At 60.4% G+C, this 21051-nt stretch carries 21 protein-coding genes and 1 tRNA gene; 11 read left to right on the top strand and 11 right to left on the bottom strand.

Annotation, left to right across the window (positions count from 1 at the left end):
• Window positions 1–35 precede the first annotated feature (35 nt).
• Complete coding sequence (locus tag ACOYW0_RS07890; protein ID WP_482417980.1) at window positions 36–755, bottom strand: hypothetical protein; 720 nt, start codon at window positions 753–755, stop codon at window positions 36–38.
• A gap of 572 nt (window positions 756–1327) precedes the next feature.
• Window positions 1328–2398 (bottom strand): HD-GYP domain-containing protein, encoded by a 1071-nt coding sequence (locus ACOYW0_RS07885; protein WP_482417979.1) that lies wholly within the window; start codon window positions 2396–2398, stop codon window positions 1328–1330.
• A gap of 241 nt (window positions 2399–2639) precedes the next feature.
• On the opposite strand from ACOYW0_RS07885, the gene ACOYW0_RS07880 reads away from it, so the two are divergent.
• From ACOYW0_RS07880 to ACOYW0_RS07855, 6 genes are all read left to right on the top strand, one after another.
• The gene (locus ACOYW0_RS07880; RefSeq protein ID WP_482417978.1) at window positions 2640–2882 is read left to right on the top strand and encodes a hypothetical protein; all 243 of its coding nucleotides are present in this window, start codon (window positions 2640–2642) and stop codon (window positions 2880–2882) included.
• Between the two features lie 165 nt (window positions 2883–3047).
• Complete coding sequence (locus tag ACOYW0_RS07875; RefSeq protein WP_482417977.1) at window positions 3048–3632, top strand: TetR/AcrR family transcriptional regulator; 585 nt, start codon at window positions 3048–3050, stop codon at window positions 3630–3632.
• On the top strand, window positions 3632–5050 hold the full coding sequence (locus tag ACOYW0_RS07870; RefSeq protein WP_482417976.1) for a TolC family protein: 1419 nt from the start codon (window positions 3632–3634) through the stop codon (window positions 5048–5050). Before ACOYW0_RS07875 ends, ACOYW0_RS07870 begins: the two co-directional genes overlap by 1 nt.
• The gene (locus ACOYW0_RS07865; RefSeq protein ID WP_482417975.1) at window positions 5050–6036 is read left to right on the top strand and encodes an HlyD family secretion protein; all 987 of its coding nucleotides are present in this window, start codon (window positions 5050–5052) and stop codon (window positions 6034–6036) included. The genes ACOYW0_RS07870 and ACOYW0_RS07865 overlap by 1 nt, the downstream gene beginning before the upstream one ends.
• A 10-nt stretch (window positions 6037–6046) precedes the next feature.
• Window positions 6047–7219 carry an ABC transporter permease gene (locus ACOYW0_RS07860; protein WP_482417974.1) on the top strand — a complete coding sequence of 391 codons (1173 nt, stop codon included), beginning with the start codon at window positions 6047–6049 and terminating at the stop codon, window positions 7217–7219.
• The gene (locus tag ACOYW0_RS07855; RefSeq protein WP_482417973.1) at window positions 7216–8364 is read left to right on the top strand and encodes an ABC transporter permease; all 1149 of its coding nucleotides are present in this window, start codon (window positions 7216–7218) and stop codon (window positions 8362–8364) included. Before ACOYW0_RS07860 ends, ACOYW0_RS07855 begins: the two co-directional genes overlap by 4 nt.
• A gap of 70 nt (window positions 8365–8434) precedes the next feature.
• Here ACOYW0_RS07855 and ACOYW0_RS07850 read toward each other — a convergent pair.
• From ACOYW0_RS07850 to proC, 5 genes are all read right to left on the bottom strand, one after another.
• Window positions 8435–8510: transfer RNA gene (locus ACOYW0_RS07850), tRNA-Ala, on the bottom strand.
• A gap of 229 nt (window positions 8511–8739) precedes the next feature.
• Complete coding sequence (locus ACOYW0_RS07845; RefSeq protein ID WP_482417972.1) at window positions 8740–9738, bottom strand: HDOD domain-containing protein; 999 nt, start codon at window positions 9736–9738, stop codon at window positions 8740–8742.
• A gap of 138 nt (window positions 9739–9876) precedes the next feature.
• On the bottom strand, window positions 9877–10635 hold the full coding sequence (locus tag ACOYW0_RS07840; protein WP_482417971.1) for an alpha/beta fold hydrolase: 759 nt from the start codon (window positions 10633–10635) through the stop codon (window positions 9877–9879).
• A gap of 108 nt (window positions 10636–10743) precedes the next feature.
• Entirely contained in the window at window positions 10744–12177 is a 1434-nt protein-coding gene (locus tag ACOYW0_RS07835; RefSeq protein WP_482417970.1) for a sodium:solute symporter family protein, read from the bottom strand.
• Between the two features lie 315 nt (window positions 12178–12492).
• Window positions 12493–13353, bottom strand: coding sequence for a pyrroline-5-carboxylate reductase (proC, locus tag ACOYW0_RS07830; RefSeq protein WP_482417969.1), 861 nt, complete (start codon window positions 13351–13353; stop codon window positions 12493–12495).
• A gap of 231 nt (window positions 13354–13584) precedes the next feature.
• Here proC and ACOYW0_RS07825 point away from each other — a divergent pair, with 231 nt between their 5' ends.
• The 5 genes from ACOYW0_RS07825 to ACOYW0_RS07805 all read left to right on the top strand — a co-directional run bounded on the left by ACOYW0_RS07825 (window position 13585) and on the right by ACOYW0_RS07805 (window position 17237).
• A complete protein-coding gene (locus ACOYW0_RS07825; RefSeq protein WP_482417968.1) occupies window positions 13585–13881 on the top strand; it encodes a YggT family protein in 297 nt (98 codons plus the stop codon).
• A gap of 113 nt (window positions 13882–13994) precedes the next feature.
• Window positions 13995–15077: a type IV pilus twitching motility protein PilT gene (locus tag ACOYW0_RS07820; protein WP_482417967.1), complete on the top strand. Its 1083-nt coding sequence runs from the start codon at window positions 13995–13997 to the stop codon at window positions 15075–15077.
• A gap of 129 nt (window positions 15078–15206) precedes the next feature.
• Window positions 15207–16376: a type IV pilus twitching motility protein PilT gene (locus ACOYW0_RS07815; protein WP_482417966.1), complete on the top strand. Its 1170-nt coding sequence runs from the start codon at window positions 15207–15209 to the stop codon at window positions 16374–16376.
• A gap of 19 nt (window positions 16377–16395) precedes the next feature.
• Window positions 16396–17064: a zinc-ribbon domain-containing protein gene (locus tag ACOYW0_RS07810; RefSeq protein ID WP_482417965.1), complete on the top strand. Its 669-nt coding sequence runs from the start codon at window positions 16396–16398 to the stop codon at window positions 17062–17064.
• Between the two features lie 5 nt (window positions 17065–17069).
• The gene (locus ACOYW0_RS07805; RefSeq protein WP_482417964.1) at window positions 17070–17237 is read left to right on the top strand and encodes a hypothetical protein; all 168 of its coding nucleotides are present in this window, start codon (window positions 17070–17072) and stop codon (window positions 17235–17237) included.
• Between the two features lie 92 nt (window positions 17238–17329).
• Here ACOYW0_RS07805 and ACOYW0_RS07800 read toward each other — a convergent pair whose 3' ends face one another.
• From ACOYW0_RS07800 to folP, 4 genes are all read right to left on the bottom strand, one after another.
• Entirely contained in the window at window positions 17330–17917 is a 588-nt protein-coding gene (locus ACOYW0_RS07800; RefSeq protein ID WP_180142933.1) for an LURP-one-related family protein, read from the bottom strand.
• A 228-nt stretch (window positions 17918–18145) separates the two neighbouring features.
• A complete protein-coding gene (locus tag ACOYW0_RS07795; protein WP_482417963.1) occupies window positions 18146–18913 on the bottom strand; it encodes a type III pantothenate kinase in 768 nt (255 codons plus the stop codon).
• A 199-nt stretch (window positions 18914–19112) separates the two neighbouring features.
• The gene (locus ACOYW0_RS07790) at window positions 19113–20051 is read right to left on the bottom strand and encodes a CdaR family protein (RefSeq protein ID WP_482417962.1); all 939 of its coding nucleotides are present in this window, start codon (window positions 20049–20051) and stop codon (window positions 19113–19115) included.
• 64 nt (window positions 20052–20115) lie between these two features.
• Window positions 20116–20976, bottom strand: a complete 861-nt coding sequence (folP, locus tag ACOYW0_RS07785; RefSeq protein WP_482417961.1) for a dihydropteroate synthase — start codon at window positions 20974–20976, stop codon at window positions 20116–20118.
• Window positions 20977–21051 lie beyond the last annotated feature (75 nt).

Below are 21051 nucleotides of genomic sequence, written 5' to 3'. Positions count from 1 at the left end.
CAAAAAACGGAGAGGTATCGCGGACGGTGGAACCGTTATACGTGAAGCTCGGAGTTCTTTCGAAGGTACGGCGATGCCTTGTCCGGATTCGTTGTCTGGGACGTCTGCTCGGACCTGGTTTGGCGGGCCTTTTTCCGGGACAGGAACGCTTCGTGAAGAAGTTCCAGGGTTCCGAAGAAGATCAGGCAGTAGCCCAAAAGCTCGCAGCTCTCTTCCACCGCGTTTTTGACGGACCGTATGTACTCTTCGTGCATCACTGCCTTCCAGAGTACCTGGCGGCCCATGAGGCGTGAGAATACCAGGACCGTGAGGGCCCCTGAGGCCATGACGCCGAAGCTGGGACGGCTGAGAAAGCTGAGGACGGCGTCTTTCAATTCCTTCCGGTGGTGCCAGGCAAGGGCAAAGGTGAGGATGGCGACAAGGAGAGCCAGGGCTTGCCATGCACCGTCAAAAACATATCGGTCCAGGGCAAAGTCGAATTCACGGATGGCGGCAATGCTGGCGATGCCCACCAGGAGCGAGGCCAGGGGTGTGTCGGATTCGTTGATGTGGCCTGCCAGGTAGGCTGAGGCAGCCGTGAGGAACAGCAGGATGGCCTGGAGGCTTTCCAGAATGGAGTTTTCATTAAAGAGAACTTCTCCGGGCTGTCTCCTGGCTTCCCAGGTCACCAGAAGGACCATGGTTCCAAGAAAAAGAATATAAAACGTAAAACGAAGGGCAGCACTTGCCATGGGGTTGAGTTGTTTAGGAGTCATGTTTTCAGTAGCCGGGGTTTGAGTTGTTTTCGAGTCTCTGCTGTATGGAATGGTTTGTCCGGGGGGACCAATTCGTTGATTTCGTTACTTATAAATGCACCCTCTTTTCGGCGGTGCATTGGATGGCTCATATACCAATCAAAAGCGCTGTGATTTGTAAACCATATAGTACAGCGGAGGATATGGGAACGCAAATGAATAGTTGGTATGTGGTTGTTTTTCAGGGGGGTTATGTTGATAGTGCGTGATCCGGGATCGTTGATACGAACGGCGTTAACTGTCTGTCGGCACGGGGGCAGAGCAGTTGTTCGTACCATGGGGAGAGGGGGCGAGATGATCGTATCGGTGGATGGGGCCGCAAACACACCCAAAGGCTTCCTCACGGCTTACCACCCCATGGGGGGGGATCGTTCATGGGAAAACAGCCGGGATGAGAGCCACATGATGCATTGCCGCCTGCCATTCACGGTTACCTGATTGATTTTGCCGCCCTTGGGGAGAGCCGAATTCACCCTGCCTTCTGCGCTCTGGTGCCTTCAATACGGGTGTACTCGGCTCGTGAAAAATCCGGTCTAACGCATCTCCGCTATATCCCGCTCGCTCAGGCGGAAGAGATCCGAGTCTCCGGGGTAGGGGTCGGTCTGGTTCAGGTTGGCCAGGGCGATGAAGTGGTCGAAGTTGTCCAGGATAAGGGTGGCCAGGGCGGGATCGAAGTGTTCTTCGCGCTGTTTTTCAAAGAATTCGTAGACCACATGGGGCGGGTAGATGGATTTGTAGGGGCGTCGCGATGTGAGGGTGTCGAACACGTCGGCGGCGCAGACGATGCGGCCGGCCAGGGGGATGGCCTCGCCCTTGATGCCTCTGGGGTAGCCGGTGCCGTCCCAGCGTTCGTGGTGGGACAAGGCAATGTCCCGGCCGAGGCGGATGACCTCGGAACTGGAGTTGGCAAGGATCTTGGCGCCAATGGTGGTGTGGGTCTTGATAATATCGAACTCGTCGTCTGTGAGGCGGCCGGGTTTGGACAAAATGGCGTCGGGGATCCCGATTTTCCCGATGTCGTGCATGGGGGACGCGTAGCGCAACCGCTCGATGAAGTCATCGGAGAGGTCCATCAGGCTGGCCAGGAGAACGCAGTAGTCGCCCATGCGGACGATGTGGTCCCCGGTGCCCTCGTCTTTGTGCTCGGCTGCCACCACGAGGCGTCGTACCGTATCGAGGTAGGAGTGCTTGATGGTGGCGTGGGCCATCTCCAGCTCGCGCATGAGGCGCCGCTCCCGGATCACCCGTTGCAGTCTCAAGACCACCTCGTTGAGTTCCAGGGGTTTGACCAGGAAGTCCACGGCGCCCATGTGGATGATGGTGTCGTATCGAAACCCCTTGATGTCTCCGGTCATGACCACCACGTCCACCGGAATCTCTTCCTTGAGCTGCTTCAGGAAGCTCAGCCCTCCCATGCCCGGCATGTGGATGTCGGTGAGCACCAGGTCCATGGGCGTCGTGCGCATGACGGTAAGGGCCTCCTCCCCGGAGGTGGCCGTGAGGCACTGGGCGCCCTGTTTTTCAATGGTTTTTTTGAGAAGCAGGAGGGTTGCCGGGTCGTCGTCCACGACCAGGATTCGGGTGGTTTTGAGTTGCATCTCCATGGTGCGTTCCTTCAAGAGGCCTCAGGATTGTCGCGCGGCGTATGGCGGTGATGGCCTTGGGAAGCCTGAAGCGGTGTCTGTCGCTTCTCCGCTGGGTACGGTCACGAACGGCGAATAATCCACCAAGGTGCCCTTGAGGCATTTCGGGCACCGGCGTCGGGGAGACCGCATCTGAATCAGGCGCACCATTGTTGGGTGAAACCGTCGGGTTTCGTCCCTTCCGAAACCAAGGAGAGGGGGCGTGGCGCTTTCAGTAAAGGTACGATTTATCATACCACAGGCCGATGGATTACAAAATGGTTCCCCGTCAGGGAATCCAAGGGGGAGCCTATCGGATCAGGGAGCCGAGATCCAGAAAAAAAACGCCGTTCGCCCCTTTACAGGGGAAGTGGATGACCTTAGATTGAATCATGATTCAAAGTTCAATGACGCCTCCACAGCCTCAGCTATGGTGAAGACCATGGGGGCCATGGATCACGTTTGAACCTACAGAACCCTAATTATGTAATAAAATGGTGCGCGCTTGACAGGGCTTCATGGGGCCCTTACAGCCGAGCCCATTGGGACGATGGGGGCATCATGCGTCCATATATTGAACGGTGGTTCAAATTTGGGGCCACACAGCCCCATCCGTCGGGAGGAGAGAAACGTGGCAGTCAGTGTCGACAAAGAGCAGGCCATCCACAAGGCGGCCATCGAGGTGATCAGCGAGTACGGTTTCCACAAGGCCAAGATGGCAAAGATCGCTGAGGTGGCCGGGGTGAGTGCGGGGAGCCTCTATACGTACTACAGCGACAAGGACCATATCCTCGACCGGATTTTCGAGGTGCTCTGGAAAAAGGACTGGGCCGGTCTCATGCCCCTGGCCACCCGGGAGGACCTGAGTCCCCTGGAGAAGCTGGAAGCAGCCATCGACCTGATCTTCGACGTGCTTACCGAAGATCGGAATCTGATCATCGTGTTTGCCAACGAATTCAATAATTTCATGAAAAACAAAGAGGTGAGCTTTGCTCGCCATTACACCGAGTTCCAGGGGGCCTTTCTCTCCATACTGACGGAGGGGCAGGCCCAGGGGGTGGTGAATCCCCACCTTCCCGGGGAGGTGATCTGCGATTTTATTCTGGGGGGCATCCGAAAGATCCTGTACGAGCGGGTCACAAGTGACCGGGAGAACGACTGGGCCACCCTGCGCACCCACATCAAGGCCATGATCCGACGAGGAGTGCTGGTGTGATGGGACGGTGGCGACGAGGCTTGAAATGGATCCCGTGGTTTCTGACGGTAGCGTGGTGCTGGGCTGCCGTGGCCGCAGCCGGTGACTTGACCCTGGATGAGGCCCTCTCCCGCATGGAAGCGGGCAACGACACCCTGGCCGCGGCCCGGGAGGAGAAAGCGGCCAAAACCTATGAAAAGGAGGCGGCTTTCGGCCTTCATCTGCCCTCGGTGAAAGCCTCCATGCGCTGGACGCGCATCGATGAGCCCATTGAGATCGATATTCCGCCTATTGAGATGCCGGATACTTTGGGCGGTCTGATGAAAAAGCTAACGGGAAACGATGTTGCCCCAATAACGTTAAATTCGATGCTTGTCCAGGACGACACCTTTGTCAAAGGGCGTATCACCGCTTCGTTGCCCCTGTATGCGGGGGGGCGGATCCAGGCGGCCAACCAGGCGGCCTCATCCCGGGTCCAGGAGTCGGATGCCAGGCTTCGGGAGACAGGCAGCCGGTTGATGCGGGATATGGTGACGCGTTACTACGGCCTTCGCTTTGCAAAAAAGGTGGTGGATGCCCGTGCCGCGTATTTAAAGGGGATGGAGCAGCATGTGTCTGAGGCCAGGCAGCTGGAGGCCCAGGGGATGATTTCCCGTTCGGAGCGTCTCCACGCGGAGGTGGCCCGGGCCGAAGCCGAGCGCCTGTTGAAGCGGTCTGTGCGGGACCGGGACATCGCAGAAACAGCCCTTGCGAACCTTCTGGCCGAAGAGCAGGGAGGACCCGGGGCGATTCATCCTGTCTCCCCTCTGTTTCTGACCCGGGACATTGAGCCCATGGATTACTTTGTCTCTGCGGCCCTTCGCTTGAACCCGATGCTACAGCAAATCGATGAAAAGGGTGTGCAGGCCAGGGCCGGGGTCAAGGCGGAGAAAGGGGCCTTGCTCCCCAAGGTTTATCTTTTTGCCAGGCAGGAGCTGGTGACGGACGACCTGACCATGCTTGAGCCAGAGTGGGCGGCGGGTGTGGGGATGGAGATGTCTCTTTTTGAAGGGTTCTCTTCGGTGAATCGCCTTCGATCTGCCCGTGTCCAGACCTCCCGGGTGGCGCACATATCCGCCCAGGCAAAACGGGACATCGCAACCATGACGGAGAAACTCTACTGCGAGGTGCTGGCCCAGGTGGAGCAGTACGACGCTTTGAAAACCTCACGGGCTCTGGCCAGGGAGGCCGTTCGAGTCCAGACACGGGCCTTTGAGGAAGGCTATGCCACCTCCCTGGATGTGGTGGATGCCCGGCTCACCCTGTCCGGGGTAGTGATCACGCAGCTCCTGGCTGTTTACGAATACGACGTGGCCCTGGCACGGCTCCTGGAAACGGCGGGGCTGACCCAGGCGTTTCATACCTATCGCAACGACAAGGAACTGGAGGTGACCTTTTGATGAAGAAACCCTACGCAGCATGGACAATGGTTCTGGTGGGGCTGGCGGCCACCGTGGGGGCTGTGTGCCTTTTGGGCATGAACCCCGCTCCCCTGGTGGTCCAGGGGGAAGTGGACGCCACCCGGATTGATGTGGCTTCCAAGGTGCCGGGGCGTGTCTCCGAGGTCTTTGTTGCCCGCGGGGAACGGGTGGTCAAGGGGCAGCCCCTGTTTGTCATCGACAGCCCGGAGATAAGGGCCAGGGTTCGTCAGGCCCGGGCCGCGGTGGAAGGGGCCAACGCCCAGCTCACCAAGGCCAACCGGGGGGCAAGGGAAGAGGAGGTCCGGGCGGCCCGTAACCTGTGGCGCAAAGCCGAGGCAGGGCTGACCCTGGCCAAAAAGACCCATGCCCGTGTGGCAAAGCTTCACGCCGACGGGGTCCTGCCTGCCCAGAAGCTCGACGAGGCCTTTGCGCAGCTCGAAGCGGCCCGTCGCAGCGCAGAGGCGGCGCGTGCAGCCTATGAGATGGCCGAGAAAGGCGCCCGGGAAGAGGACAAGGAGGCGGCCCTGGCCATGGTAAGCAGGGCTTCAGGTGCTTTGGCCGAGGCCGAAGCCTTTGAGGAGGAGACCCGCCTTGCGGCGCCGCGGGCCGCCGAGGTGTCGGATATCGTGGTGGACCCCGGGGAACTTGCCGCTACCGGTTGTCCTGTGGTGACCCTGGTGGACCTGGCCGATGTGTGGGTGACCTTCAACCTGCGGGAGGACCTGCTGGCAGGGATCCGCATGGGCAGCACCCTGCGTGCGAAGATTCCCGCCCTGGGCAACCGGGAGGTCACCCTGACGGTCAATCACATTGCGGCCCTGGGGGCCTTTGCCACCTGGCACGCCACCAAGGCCACCGGGGACTTCGACATGAAGACCTTTGAGGTGCGGGCTGTGCCCCAAGACGGGGTTGAGGGGCTGCGCCCCGGCATGAGCGCGGTGGTGGCCTGGGACATGGGCAGCTGAGGTGAAGGCCATGACGCGTGTTGCAAAGGTGGTGGCCCGGGAGCGGGACGCCTTTCTCAGCGACCGGCTCTTTCGGCTGCTGACCGTCGGGTTTCCCCTTGCCGCCCTGATTCTGTTCACCGCCCTGTTCCGCCAGGGAAGCCCGGAAAACCTGCCGGTGGCCGTATGCGATCAGGACAGGACCGTCCTCTCCCGTTCTATGGTTCGTATGGTGGAGGCCACCTCCTCCATGGCCGTTGTTCCGGTGGCCGACCCGGAGGCGGGTCGCCGTGCCATCCTCTCGGGCAGGGCCTACGGGCTTCTGGTTCTTGCCGAGGGCATGGAGAGGGAGGTGGTGGCCGGAAGGGCGCCGGTGTCCCGGTTTTACATCAACAATCAGATCATGCTGCCGGCCGGGGTTATCAAGCGGGCCATGCTGAAGGTCTTCTCCGGGGCCTCGGCCGGGGTGAAGCTGAGGGTGAACCTGGCAAAGGGGATGCCCGAGGTCCGGGCCAGGGAGCGCCTTGACGGCATCCATGTGGCCTCCCGTGTCCTTTATAATCCCAACCTTGATTACCGATGGTATCTGTATGCAGCCATCTGCCCCTTTCTCATGAAGATTTTTATCATGAGCGCCACGGTGTGGAGCGTGGGCAGGGAGATGAAATCGGAGACCGTGCTGGCCTGGCTCCGGGCATCCGAGGGGCGGGTTCATGCAGCCCTCTTTGGAAAGCTTGCGCCCCAGACGCTCTGGTTCACTCTGGTGTGCTGGGCCATGTTGGCCTTTTTTTTCGGGGCCATGGAGCTTCCTCGCCCCCAGCGGGTGGCCACCCTCATGGGGGGCACCGTTCTTTTTGTTGCGGCCTGCCAGGCCGCCGCCCTTTTTCTGGTGGCCTTTACCGGAGGCCTTGCCAAGGCGGTGAGCATGATGAGCCTTTACGCGGGCTCGGCCTTTGTCTTTGCCGGGGTCACCTTTCCGGCGGCGGCCATGCCCCTTCCTGCGCGGGTCTGGCACGCCACCTTGCCGCTGACGCACATGGTGCGGCTGATCAACGAACAGGCCTTGAAGGGCCTCGCCTTTGACGGGTCCGCAGGCACCCTTTTGGCCTTTGTGGCCATCGGGCTGGCGTGCGGTGTCCCGGCCTGGGCCAGGCTTTGCCAGAGGCTGTCGGCAGCGGGCCAGGCACCGGGAGGGTTGTCATGAACTGGTTTCGATTGATTGCAGGCGAGTTGAGCCTGGCCTTGGGGGACTCCGCCACCCGTCTGTTGCTGCTGGGTTCGGTGGTGCTGTACGCGTTTTTTTATCCTTACCCCTATTCACCGGAGGTGCAGGACCATGTGCCGGTGGTTGTGGTGGACCTGGATCACACCAGTCTCTCCCGCCAGTTGATCCGCATGGCAGGTGCCGGGGACAGGGTGCGGGTGGCTGTCCGGGCCCCCACCCTTGAACGTGCCAAGGCCCTGTGCCGGGCCGGGGAGGTTCAGGGGATCTTCCTTGTGCCCGAGGGGTTCCAGGGCAAGGTGCTCAAAGGGGCAAAGGCTGAGGTAGCCGTCTGGAGCGAGGCCTTGAGTTTTTTCACCTACCGCCAGGTGGCCACCGGGCTGCTGGTCGCTTCCAAGACCCTGTCGGCGGGCATCGAGATGAAGCGCCTGACGGCGGCGGGGCTGAGCGAAGAAGCGGCCTTTTCTGCCATGGAGCCCCTGCCGCTTCAGACGGTGCAGCTCTTTAACCCCGCAGGGGGGTACGGCACCTACGTGGTGCCCCTGGTCTTTGCCCTGATTCTCCAGCAGACCCTGCTCATGGGGGTGGGGATGGTGGCCGGTGCCCGGTCCGAGGCCGGGGACAGCTCCTGGTTTTCCGCAGGGCCAGGGCTTTTGGGGGCCGTGCAGGCTGTGTCGTCCAAACTGGCAGCCTACCTGCTCCTCTACAGCATCCACGCCCTGGTCTATTTCGGGGTGCTGCATCGGTTCTACCGGTTTGTTGCGCGCGGGGCGGTGTGTGAGATGGCTGTGGTCATGGCCCTGTTTCTCGTATCCGTCATTCTGTTTGCCCTGACCCTTTCGGTGCTTTTTCCCCATCGGGAGACCAGCCTCTTTGTGCTCATCGGCACCTCCATGCCGGCGATTTTTCTCTCCGGCATCTCCTGGCCGGTGGAGGTTTTTCCCCTCTGGCTGAGAATCGTTTCCTATGGGATCCCGAGTACGGCAGGCATCGACGGGTTTTTGAGGGTCTCCACCATGGGGGCGGGCCTTGGGGATGTGGCAAAGGATGTCGCCATCCTGGCGGGGCTGGCGGTGGTCTACTTTTTCTCTGCGGTGTGGGTGTTTTTCAAAAAGAGCGGGGGCTGAGGCCCGGGGCTGTGGGTGGCTTCAAACAAAAAAAGCCTGCTGATCGTCTGATCAGCAGGCTTTTTGTATTTGGTGGAGCTGAGGGGGATCGAACCCCTGACCTCATGACTGCCAGTCATGCGCTCTCCCAGCTGAGCTACAGCCCCGAAATCGGGTGGCGTCCATGATGATGTTCCGGTGACGCGTGGCTCTTTACATAGGGAAAATGGGGTGGGTCTGTCAATCGGAATTTTTGCAGCCAGAGCCCGAAATGCCATGGTGGCCACTGCGGAAACGCCAAAAATCCCGTTCCCACAGCGGGTTGCCCGGCAAGACGTGGCACGTGATTTTTTTTGTCGTGTCTCCGGTTTTGCCCCTTTAATGGGACCCGGGACCTCACGCCAGGGACTGGGTGACCGAGGCCACCGCCTCTTTGGCCTTGGCCGCGATCTCTTCCAGCTCTTCGGGGGTGAGGCCGAGCTCTTTGACCGAGTCGGGGCTCATACGGCTGTGGGCCCCTGTGGGGTCGGGACTCTCCATGGATCGCATGGCCAGGGCATCGGCCACGTGGATGATGTGGGCCAGGGGGCTGTTTCCCTCATCCGGGGTGTGCTGGAAGCGAATCGCTTCGGTCTGCACCCTGGGCAGGTTCCATTTTTGGAAGAAGAGGCCTGCGACTTCGGCGTGGGTGAACCCGAAGAGTTCGTTTTCCGCGTCGCAGAAGGTGGTGTGGTTCCGCTTCATGGCTTCGTCGAAAGCGGGCTTGAGCATGCCGATGAAGGGATCAAGCATCAGCAGGCCGGAGTCGTGGATCAACCCGGCGTTGAAGGCGTCGTTGGCAAGGGAGGGGCTTTTTGCCTCGGCAATGAGCCTGGAGGTGTAAGCGCAGGCCAGGCTGTGTTCCCAGAGGTGTCGGGAGGAGAGGCGGTAACCCGCCAGGTTTTTTCCCAGCATCTTGGAGGTGCTGACCACGGTGATCAAGTCCGAGATGGCCTGGCAGCCCATGATGGCGGCCGCCTGCTTGACCGTGGAGACCGGGACGCTCAGGCTGTAATAGGCGGAGTTGGCGATTTTCAGGACCCGTGTGGCCAGGGCCTGGTCGGTGTTGATGACCGCACCGATTTCGTTGAATCCACAGGTTTCGTCGGACAGCACGCGAAGGGCCCGTCCCATGACCTCGGGCATGGGGGGCAGGGCCCTTGATTCACGGACGATTTTTTTGAGCAGGGCTTCGCCGTGGTCGGGCAGGCCGTGGTGTGTGTGAGCGGTTTCCTGTTTTTCCACCACGATGGGGGTGCTGCATCCCGGGCAGGGAATGTCGATCCGTCGTCCCTCCGGGATTTTTTCATCGTTTACAGTATAGCTTTTGCCGCATCCGCTGCATGTGACTTTCATTGACTCGACACTCCAGGGTGATCAAAAGAGGACGACGCCGCAAGGGGGGGACATCATGGTGCCGCCCGGGGATGGAAACGCTCGGAAAAAGAGGCGGTTCCGGGGCCGGGCTGAATGTGCCGCGAACCTTATGCCGCATCAAGCGAGAAACGTCGCAATGTGATTATTGAACTCCTCCGGGGATTCCATGGGGGAGAAATGGCCGCACCCTTGAATCACTTTCATAGATGCATCGGGTATCTTATCGCTCAAAAGGCGTCCGTACTTTAGGGGGGTGGAGATATCTTTTTCTGCGGCAAGGACAAGCACACGGCTTCGGATTTCCGGGAGGCGGTCCATCACGTCAAAGGCGTCGCAGGCCGACAGGTCGGCCACGGCCGCGGCGTTGCCTGTCTCCGTGGCCACGTCCAGGGCGGCCTTGAGCCCCGGTGTGCGCCGGGGTTCGGGCACGACAAAGTGAAACAGGGCCTTTTGGTAGGCGTCGTAGTTGGACCGGGCCGCCTCGAGAATGTCGGGCAGGACCCGAAGGCGCGCCCCGGTGTTGGCCAGGATGGCTTCGGGAAACCGGGACGGGTGGTCCAGGAGAAGCTGAAGGACGATGCCGCCCCCCATGCTGAGGCCGCAGGGAACCACCGAGGGGAGCCCGGCCCCATCCATAAACTCCAGGACGGCTGAGGCCATCTCCTCAACGGAGGTGTACAGGGGACCCTGGCTGCGGCAGTGGCCGGGAAGGTCCAGGGCCACGGTGTTGAAGCCCGTGGCCAGCCCGCTGACCTGTGCCTCCCAGAATCGGCTGTTCTGTGCGGCACCGTGAATGAAGAGAAGGGTTTTGCGCTGGGGGTCGGGGTGGGGTTGTCCGGCAAGGAAACCAAACCCGTTGAGACGTGAAGACATCATGGGGGCTCCGTGGTGCGGTAAGGGGTTTTTGCCTGTGAGAACCTGTTTGTTAAAGGCCCCCGGCAGGTCCGCCGGAGGCCAGGAATAGCAGAATCGTGTCCGTAATGGTTACTTTTCCGGCAGCAGCAGGCCCAAAAGGGGCGTTGCAGCCAGGGAGCAGAGCATGCCCAGGGTGCCGGCTTCCGGGGAGCTGGTGCCGGTGGCGTAGAGGCCGATACACAAGGCAAGGGAGAGCAGAGCCGCGGCCATGGCGCCCCTGCCGTGGACCGGGGATCCTTTCACAAAGAGCCCCCAGATAAAGGGGCCGAGGAAGAGGGAGCCGATGGCGCCCCAGGAGATGCCGAGGATGGCCACGATGGTGGCCGGGCGCATCCAGGCCAGGGCCACGGAGACCACCACAAAAAAGATGCTGGCCCCGCGCATGAAGAGGGTCAGTCCTTTCTCGGTTGCGTCGTTGTTGAGAAACCCCTGGTAAATGTCCTTGACCAAAGAGGAGCTGGAGATAAGCACCAGGGCGGCCAGGGTGCTCATGGAGGCGGAGAGGACCAGAAGGAGCATGAGGACCGACAGGGAGTCGGGAATGACGTTGGCCAGGAGCTCGGGCATCAGGGCATCGAAAAGGGGTTTTCCGCCTTTGAAGGCCCCGGGGGTGTTGGCAGGGGTCAGGAAGACCCGGGCCGTGGCCCCGGTGAAGTAGGCGATGCCGCCGATGAGCAGGGCAAAGAAGGTGGAGGCCACCATCCCCACCTTGATGGCTCGGTCATCCCGGATGGCGTAGAACTTCTGGACCAGCTGTGGCATGCAGAAGGGGGCCGCACTGGTGAGAAAGACCAGGCAGAAGAGGGGCCAGGCACCCGGAGGGCCCACAGGGGCCGTGAGTCTGGGGTCGACGGCGGCAAGGGAGGCGGTGAGGTTCTCAAGGCCGCCCCCTGCCTTGACGGTAAAGCCCAGGAGGGTGAGGACCCCGGCCAACATGATCATGCCGAAGAGCACGTCCAGGGAGGCCATGGCACGATACCCGCCCATGCTCATGTAAAGGGCGGTGAACCCGCCCATGAGAACCAGGGCCAGGGTGTAGGGCAGCTGGAAGTTGGACTGAAAGAGGTAGCTCAGCCCCATGAACACCGCCGAGGTGTAGGGGATGAAAAAGACAAAGACGGCGCAGGAGGCCAGGAGCTTGAAGGCCGGGCTTTTGTAACGGGCCTCGAAGAATTCGGGCATGGTGTGAACGCAGAGCTCTTCGGTCATGCGGCGGATGCGGCTGCCCATGAAGTACCAGACCCCGAAGACCCCCACAAAGGCGTTGCCCAGGGCGATCCAGAGGCCGGAGTAGCCGAAGCCCCATCCGATTTTTCCGGCAAAGCCGATGAAGAGCACTGCAGAGAAGTAGGCGGTGGCATAGGTGAAGGCGCTCATCCACGGGCCGATGGCCCGCCCGCCGAGGAAGAAATCCCCGAAGGAGCTGTTTTTCTTGAGGTTGATGATGCCCACAAAGGCGATGACGGCCGCGTACACGGCGATGACTGCCACTTTGAATCCCATGGTCGATCTCCCGGAGTCCCTGATGAAACACTAATAACGGTGTGCGAACACGCTCAATTCGGTCCGGGGATCATATAGAAGGCCGCACTTTTTGGCAACAGGGCCGGAGGATAAAAGGGCCGTGCCTGTGCCAAGCCTCACATCCAGTGGCCTTGTCTGCATCCGGTTCTTTGGTGGAAATCGCAGAAAAAACCAGGCACGCTCTATTGACAGGCCGTGGCAGATGAGATTTACGCCCTTAGCCCTTAGCCCTTAGCCCTTAGCCCTTAGCCCTTAGCCCTTAGCCCTTAGCCCTTAGCCCTTAGCCCTTAGCCCCTATCCTATCTCTTCTTTTAATTCTCGGGACCTTCGTGCCGCGGCAAGCATCCCTTCCCGAATGCCGTCTGCCACGCCCCGGGCTTTCATCTCGTTGATGGCTGCCTCGGTGGTGCCCCCGGGGGATGTGACCTTCCGGCGGAGGTCTTCGGGTTCGTCGTCACTTGCCAGAAGCAGCTTTGCGGCGCCGTTGATGGTTCCTAAGGCCAGTCGTTTGGCGGCTTCGCCGTCAAAACCCATCTCTCTGGCGGTGTTGATCATGGCCTCCACCACGTAGAAGAAGTAGGCGGGCCCGGAGCCGGAGACGGCGGTGACCCCGTCCATCTGGTCTTCGGAGACGCGCAGCACATCGCCCATGGCCGAAAGGACTTCCTCTGCCAGGTCCATGTCTTCGGCGGTGGCGTGGCGATTGCCGCAGAGCCCGGACATGCCCGCCAGAACCAGGGACGGGGTGTTGGGCATGACGCGCATGATGGGCAGGAGGGCGGCGAAGGCATCGGGGAGGCCGTCATAGAGGGTTTCTTCATAAAAGGAGAGGGGCAGGCCTGCGGCGATGGTGATGATCTGTTTTCGCTCGCTGACCCGGGTGAGCCCTTTGTCCTGCAGTTCCTTGAGGAGAGGCGCCATGCCCTGGGGCTTGACGGCCAGGACCACGGTGGTGGCCTGGGCAAAGGTATCTGCGGCCGAGGTGGAGGTGTGGACGTTGTACTGGGTTTCCAGATAGGTGAGTCGCTCCTGCCTGAGGTCGCAGAGGGTGAGCTGCCGGCTCTGCACGTTTCCGGATGAGATCAGGGCGCCCGCCATGGCTTCGGCCATGTTTCCTGCACCGATGAAACCGATGCGACTGTCAGATGTGCTCATGGAACTGCTCCTTGAGAAGGGGTTGCTGAAGGTGGAAAGGGAATAAAATTCCGGGAAAAAACCGATGCTTCACGGCGTGGAAGGTGGCGGTGGAGCCTGGCGTTTTCGGACAAAATACCTTGACTTATCGCCGATATATAACATATTTTTATCAAGATATCTATTCACTCCGACCCCGCCAGCGGGGTCTTCCCTGTTTGAGGCTTTTTCGAAAGGTGATGCCAATAATCTATGTTTATTTTAGCCAATTTTATCAAAGCCACGGCCGTGGTTCTTGACATGGCCCTGACCCTTTACCTGTTTGTCGTGATCGCCCGCGCTGTCCTGTCCTGGGTCAACCCGGATCCATACAACGCCATCGTCCGGTTTATCCACAACGCCACCGAACCGGTCCTCTACCGGGTTCGTTCGAAGATTCCGTATCTGGGCGGGATCGACCTTTCCCCCCTGGTGGTGATCGCCGCGATTTATTTCTTGAGAATTTTTCTGGTGGATTCCCTGTATCATCTGGCACGAGGCATGATGTAGGACCCCCCTGGCTAGTAGCCGCATTTTTATTTTAGCGTCTCTCAACGGGCGGTGGGTATCAAAGGGGCCCCGGCGGTATGACGTGGATTTGACACAATCAGGAGTGATTATCCATGGCAAAAATCGATGCGTTCTTTAAGCTGATGCACGATCAGGGTGCGTCCGACCTGCACCTTGCGGCGGGCCAGCCTCCGGCCCTGCGAATCAATGGCGAAATCGAGCGGGTCAAGTACAAGGTGCTGGACAACAACACCCTGAAGGGGATGATCTATGAGATCGCCCCGGAGAGCAAGATCAAGGTGTTTGAAGAGACGGGCGACGTAGATTTCGGATATGAAATCCCGGGTCTTGCCCGCTACAGGGCCAACTTTTTCATGCAGCGAAACGGGGTCGGGGCCGTGTTCCGGGAGATTCCCAGCCAGATCATGACCGCCGAGCAGCTGGGGCTTCCCCCGGTGATCTCCCGTCTCGCCACCCTGCCCAGGGGGCTGGTTCTCGTCACCGGGCCCACGGGCAGCGGCAAGTCCACCACCCTGGCCGCCATCCTGGATGTGGCCAACCGCATGCGCCAGGACCACATCATCACCATCGAAGACCCCATTGAATTTGTCCACCAGAGCAAAGGCTGCCTCATCAACCACCGCGAGGTGGGCAACCACACCCAGAGCTTCAGCGCCGCGCTCAGGGGGGCCCTGAGGGAGGACCCGGACATCATCCTCGTGGGCGAATTGCGAGACCTGGAGACCATCAGCCTGGCCATTGAGGCGGCCTCCACGGGCCACCTGGTCCTGGCCACCCTGCACACTTCCAGCGCCCCCAAGACCGTGGATCGCCTGGTGGAGGTCTTTCCTGCCAACCAGCAGGCCCAGGTGCGTTCCACCCTGTCCGACAGCATCCGCGCGGTGGTGGCCCAGACCCTGTTCCGGCGCACCGACCGCAAGGGCCGCTGCGTGGCCCTTGAGATCATGATCGCCACCCCGGCGGTGCGGAACCTCATCCGGGAGGGCAAGACCCATCAGATCCCCTCGGCCATCCAGGTGGGACAGAAGTTCGGGATGCAGCTCCTGGACGATTCCATCATGGAGCTCTACAACAAGGGCATGATCAGCTCCGAAGAGGCCTACAGCAAGTCCTACGACAAGCAGCGGTTCAGGCCGCTTCTTGCAGGGGCACCGGATGATTTCACCGACGGTTGAGACAGGCTGCGAGCCATGCCGTCGCTTTAGATGCTTCCCGGTTCCTTCCGCGGCCCTCGTTTTTTTCCGAGTGGGCGGTGGGAACCGGGGCGCCGTTATCCAAGGCCATCATCTACAAAAGGGTAGGATATGAGAAAACAGGAGATGGACTACATCCTTTCGCGGATGCTCGATTCTCACAACAACGTCTCGGACCTCAACCTGACCGTGGGGCGTCCCCTGCAGGTGGAGAGTTCGGGCAAGCTGCTCAAGGTGGACCTGGAGCCGGACATCAAGGAGCTCACCCCGTTTCAGACCGAGCAGATCGCCATGAACCTCATCGGGCAGGACCGACGCTTGACCGAGGTCCTCATTCGAACAGGCTCATGCGACCTTTCGTACAGCCTCCCAGGCAAGGCCCGTTTCAGGGTCAATATCTTTTCCCAGTCGGGCAATTACTCCATTGTGCTGCGTCGCCTGGAGACCACGGTCCCTTCGGTGAAGGAGCTGAACCTTCCCAAGGCGTTTTACGAGGTCCCCAAGCTTTTAAACGGCATCGTCTTTGTAACCGGGGCCACGGGCACGGGTAAGACCACCTCCCTTGCCGCCGTGCTCTCCGAGATCAACGCCACGCGGCCTGTGCACGTCATCACCCTTGAAGACCCCATCGAATACCAGCACGCCCACAAGATGGCCACCTTCAACCAGCGGGAGCTGGGCAGCGATTTCGAAAACTTTGCAAGCGGCCTGAGGGCGGCACTCCGCCAGGCCCCCAAGGTGGTCCTTGTGGGGGAGATGCGGGACAAGGAGACCGTGGAGATCGGGTTGCGGGCGGCCGAGACCGGGCACCTCGTGCTCACCACCCTGCACACCAACAACGCCGGTGCAACCATCAACCGTATCCTGGGGATGTTCGAATCCGAGGAGGAGAAGCAGCTTCGCTTGAGGCTTGCCGACTCGGTGCGCTGGATCATCTGCCAGCGCCTTTTGCCCAAGGTGGGCGGCGGCCGGGTGGCAGCCTTCGAGATCCTGGGTACAAGCCTGAGGGTCAAGGACCTGATCTTAAACGGCGAGTCCGACGGCAAGACCTACGACGACGTCATGGAGCAGGGCAAGCACTTCGGGATGTCCACCTTCGACAATTACATTGTCCAGCTGTATGAGCAGGGCCTGATCACCCAGGAGACCGCCATGGTCTACGCCAGCCACAAGGCGGTGGTGGGGCGCGGCATCGATTCCGTCAAGAGCGCCCGGGGTGAAAAAACCACCGACATCGACTCCCTTGAGATCGATCACGGGTACAAAGAGAAAATGAAGTGAGGCGTTCCGGGAGGCGAGCATGAATATTACGTGTGAAAAGTGCGGCGGCAAATTCAATTTCCCCGATGACAAGGTCCCGGAAGACCGGACCCTGACCCTGAGTTGCCCCAGGTGCGGAAACAAGTTGTCTGTGGGGCCCCGTGGTGGGACGCCCGTGGGCACGGCCATGGGGTTTGAAGAGGATGACGAGCGAAAGCCGGCCATCCGGTTCGACGAAAAAGAGGCAGACAGCTACGATGACGATGAGAGGCCCTTTGACTTCATGGAAGAGGACGGGCTCACGGCCATTGTCTGCATCAAGGATGAGGAGAGGCGTGAGAAGGTGCGCATTGCCCTGGACCTTCTGGAGTACAGCGTGACCCAGGCCTCGGACACCCGGGATGCCCTCAAGAACATGCGGTACCACAGCTACGACGTGGTGGTGCTGGATGCCATGTTCGACACCCGGAACCCAGACGTAAACGGCGTGATGATCTACCTGAACCGTCAGCCCATGGTGACACGGCGTCACACGACGGTGTTCCTGATGTCCGACACCCACCGCACCCGCGATGAGATGGTGGGGTTCCATAAGAGCGTGAACATGGTGGTGAACAACCGGGACATCGATAAAATCGACATGATTCTGCAGAAAGGGGTGAGGGAAAACACCCTTTTTTATCGGATTTACAACGAATTTTCAAGGTAGGTGATATGGCGCCTCGCAAACCCGGAACGCCGTATACCTGCGGCGACTATCGCCAGGAGATGGTACTCCTGGGGCTGAAAAAACGCCTGGCTCAAGGCGGGCTTACCCCGGATGAAAAGAAGGAGCTGGAAGAGGAGATCGCACGGCTGGAAAAGGAGATGGGCATGGACTGACCGCACCGTGCCTGAGGTTATGTTGCAGAAAAGAGATCAAGACGCCGCCCCGGGGAGAGTCCTCCTGGGGGCGGCGTTTTTTGTGATGTCCCTTACTCTTTGAGGACCAGGTCGATGCACATGACCGCTGCCAGGATCAGCTTGCGGGAGATGTGGCCTTGGGGAACCGAGTCCGAGATCTCAAGCATGTAGTTATCGGCGCTGGTGAAGAGCTCTTTGCCGATGCCCGCCCATTTTTTGCTGACATGGGCCAGCTGCCTGTCTTCCATGAGAAAACGGAAATCCCAGCCGGTCCATTTCCCCTTGAGGGTACAGACGGTCTCATCCTTGGCATCCAGCACGTTGAAGGCCCCGCCGATGGAGAGGAACTTCTGCTTGAACCCGCCTATCATCTCATCGTTTTCATCAAAGACCGTTACCTTGGACAAAAAGAAGGAGACCCCCCGGGAGACTCGGATGAGCTGGTTTCCTTCGGTGTCCCGGATGATGATGTTAAAGGGGGTCATGGTCTTGTATTTGGTGAATCGGAACATTTTGGTGAAAAAGCCCAGTCCCTCTTCCCTGCACTCCATCCAGGTGTCGCCGTTTTCGGGGTCGAAGATATCAAAGTTACTTGCGGCCTTGAACATGCCTACATGCTCTTTGACAAAAAACAGGTTGTTGCTCAGTACGTCGGCCATGGTCTTTCCTTCCGTGTATGATTTGTTTCTATGGATCGATTGGTTTCGGCGGGGTGCTTTTTAAAAAAAGCTCCGCAGGAATTTTCGGGGGTTATCCCGTTTCAGGTGAGCAGCCCCTGCGGGGCTGAATCAATACGGTTTGCTTTGGTTTTTCCGGGGACAAGGGGCGGCCGAAAGGGGCTCTTTCGGCCGATAGGGTATGGCGGGGAGGCGCTGCGCTTCCCCGGGTTAAAGGCGTTCGCTGATGATGCGGAGGCCCTCCAGGGTGAGCTCGGGCTCAACGGACTCAATGGTGGAGGAGACGTGGCTGATGAGGGTGGCAAGGCCGCCTGTGGCGATGACCTTGGGCGTGCAGCCCAGCTCCTTTTTGATGCGCTCCACCATGCCGTCCACGAGGCCTGCGTATCCGAAAATAATGCCGGACTTCATGCTTTCGGCGGTGTCCAGGCCGATGACCCGCTCGGGCGGAGAGCAGATCTCCACGCGGGGCAGCTTGGAGGCGTTTGCAAACAGGGCCTCGGAGGCGATCATGACGCCCGGAGAGATGGCGCCTCCCATGTATTCCCCTTTGGGGGAGATGATATCAAAGGTCGTGGCCGTGCCGAAGTCGATGGCGATGATGGCGCACCCGTATTTCTCGTAGGCTGCGATGGCGTTGACGATGCGGTCGGCTCCCACCTCGGCCGGGTTCCGGTAGAGCACGGGCATGAGGTCTTTGGTGGTTTCGTTGTCCACCCAGATGGGGGCGTGACCGAGGTATTTGGTGCAGAAGGTCTGGAGGATGTCCTTGACGCGGGGAACCACGCTGGAGATGACGGTCTTCCGGATGCTTTGGGGGGTGATGTCCCGCTCCTTGAAAAGGCCGTTGACCAGCAGGTTGAACTCGTCCTCCGTCATGTTTTTCTGGGAGCGGATTCGCCAGTCGTGGATCAGCGTTTTTCCTTCAAAGAGGCCCATCACCGTGTTGGTGTTTCCCACATCGATAACCAGTACCATAGTCTCCTCATCATGGCGGCTTTATGGCCTTTCGGGCGCAAGCCGCCGCTGCCGTTTCTTTCTATCGTCGTTTCTCAAGGGACGGCAAGGGCGAGGGGCCCGACTGCCGGAACATACAAACCCCGGCATCCTACCCCATTTGACGGGCCCCGGCAACACTTCTGCGCGAAGGCGGCGGGCTTCTTGTGTGGACCGGGGGTCAGGACCCGGGAATGGTGACGGTGAAGAGTTCGGGGCTGGCGCTGATGAGGTCGACCCCCCGGGGGAGGGTGATGGCCGCTCTGCGGACATAGATGCCGGAGGCAAGGCCGCGGGTATCGATGACGGCGGAGACCCCTGTGGCTGTCTGTAGCTTATCCACAAGCCGGGCCGGACCCGTCACCGAGATGTCCACGGTGGAAGGTGTGATGGAGATGTGGCGGGATTCGTCCGGGCCGGTGGTGATGGGGATCCCGGCAAGGCGCCTGGTGGCGTGGATCTCTTTTACCTGAATGCGAACGGTGAAGAGATCGGGGCACAAGGTGAGGTGGCTTTTTCCGGGGTCGTGTTCCGCAGGCACCTTGACGGACAGGGGAGCCGTTGCATCGGAAACCGAGACAGCGGTGGTGCGGATGGACGTGATGTTTCGCACCACCTCGGACGGGCCGGAGACCCGGGCAGCGTCGGGGGTCACCGTGACCTCGCCCAGTCGGAATCCCGGGGCGGGGCTGCCCTCCAGGCGAACCGTTACCGGGATGTTTTTCTGGACGGATTCGGCCAGGCGGACATGGACCTCGGACGGGGTGATCTCAAGGATCTCCACGGGGGGGGCTTCTTCCTGACGCAGGGTGACGGGGTAGGAGCCGTCCATGGCGGGGTGGTCGGGAAGGCTCACCTGGAGGCGGAGCAGTTCCATGTGGTCGAGGTCTGCTGGCGTCCCGCTCACCCGGATCTTGGCCCGGGCGTGGGATTGCCGGAGCATGACATAGCCTTCGGGAATCCCGGTGACCTCAATGGGGGAGACCAGGGTGTGCTCCTCCCGCCGGAGCCCTGTGAGAAGGACAAGGGAGAGGAGGATCAGGGCCATAAGGGCTGCGAGGCCCAGGCCCAGGGCGAATCGGTACAGGTGTCTCCGGTTGTGATGTTCCTCTGCGGTCACCGTGGTCTCCGGGGCTTTTGAACGTGGGGTGGAAAAGGGGCTTCACCGGGAAGCCCCGGCTCGGTTATCGGGCCGCCGTGACGTTGTCCATCACCTTCACCGTGACGGCCGTGGATTTGACGTCATGGACGCGGACAATGTGGGCGCCTCCCATGATGGACGCGGAGACCGTAGCCTGGGTGCCGATTTCGATCTCGTCCATGGGAGCGGTGCGTACACCCTCCTCCAGGGTCTTGCGGATGAAGGATTTACGCGACGTGCCCATGAGTACGGGTACGTTCAGGGACTCCAGGTTTTTCAGGTGCTTGATGATGGTGTAGTTGTGGCCCACGGTTTTGCCGAAGCCGATGCCCGGGTCCACGATGATCTTGTCCCGTGCGATGCCCGCGGCCTCGGCCCGCGCGATGGCTTCTTCCAGGTAGGCTTTGACCTCCCCGACGGGATCGTCGTAGGTGGGGCTGTTCTGCATGGTGCTGGGGGTCCCTTTCATGTGCATGAGGACCACGGGTACGTCAAAGTCGGCCACTACCTTGGCCATCTCCGGGTCGCCGGTGAGGGCGGTGATGTCGTTGATGATGGCGGCGCCTGCTTTAAGGGCCTGCCGGGCCACCTCTGCCTTGACCGTGTCCACGCTGATGGGCACGTCGATGTGTTTGACAAGCTCTTCAACCACCGGCACCACGCGTCGCAGCTCCTCTTCCAGGGACACGGGGTCGGCGTTGGGGCGGGAGGACTCGCCGCCGATGTCGATGATGTCTGCCCCCTCTTCCACCATCTGGCGGGCCCGGTTGACGGCGTTTTGCGCGTTGAAAAATTGGCCGCCGTCGGAGAAGGAGTCCGGGGTGACGTTCAAGATACCCATGATGCAGGTGCGGTGCCCGAGGTTGAGTCGGTGGTTTTTCCAGGAGATGTCGAAGGGGATCATGGCAATGGGAGGTCCTTTCGCCCCGGAACGGGGCCGGGCAGGGGCGACGGGGCCTTTAAAACAAGGCCCCGTCAC

It is taken from the genome of Desulfoluna sp. HI9BLuna (assembly GCF_056829775.1).
This window is presented reverse-complemented; position numbering and strand designations above follow the sequence as displayed.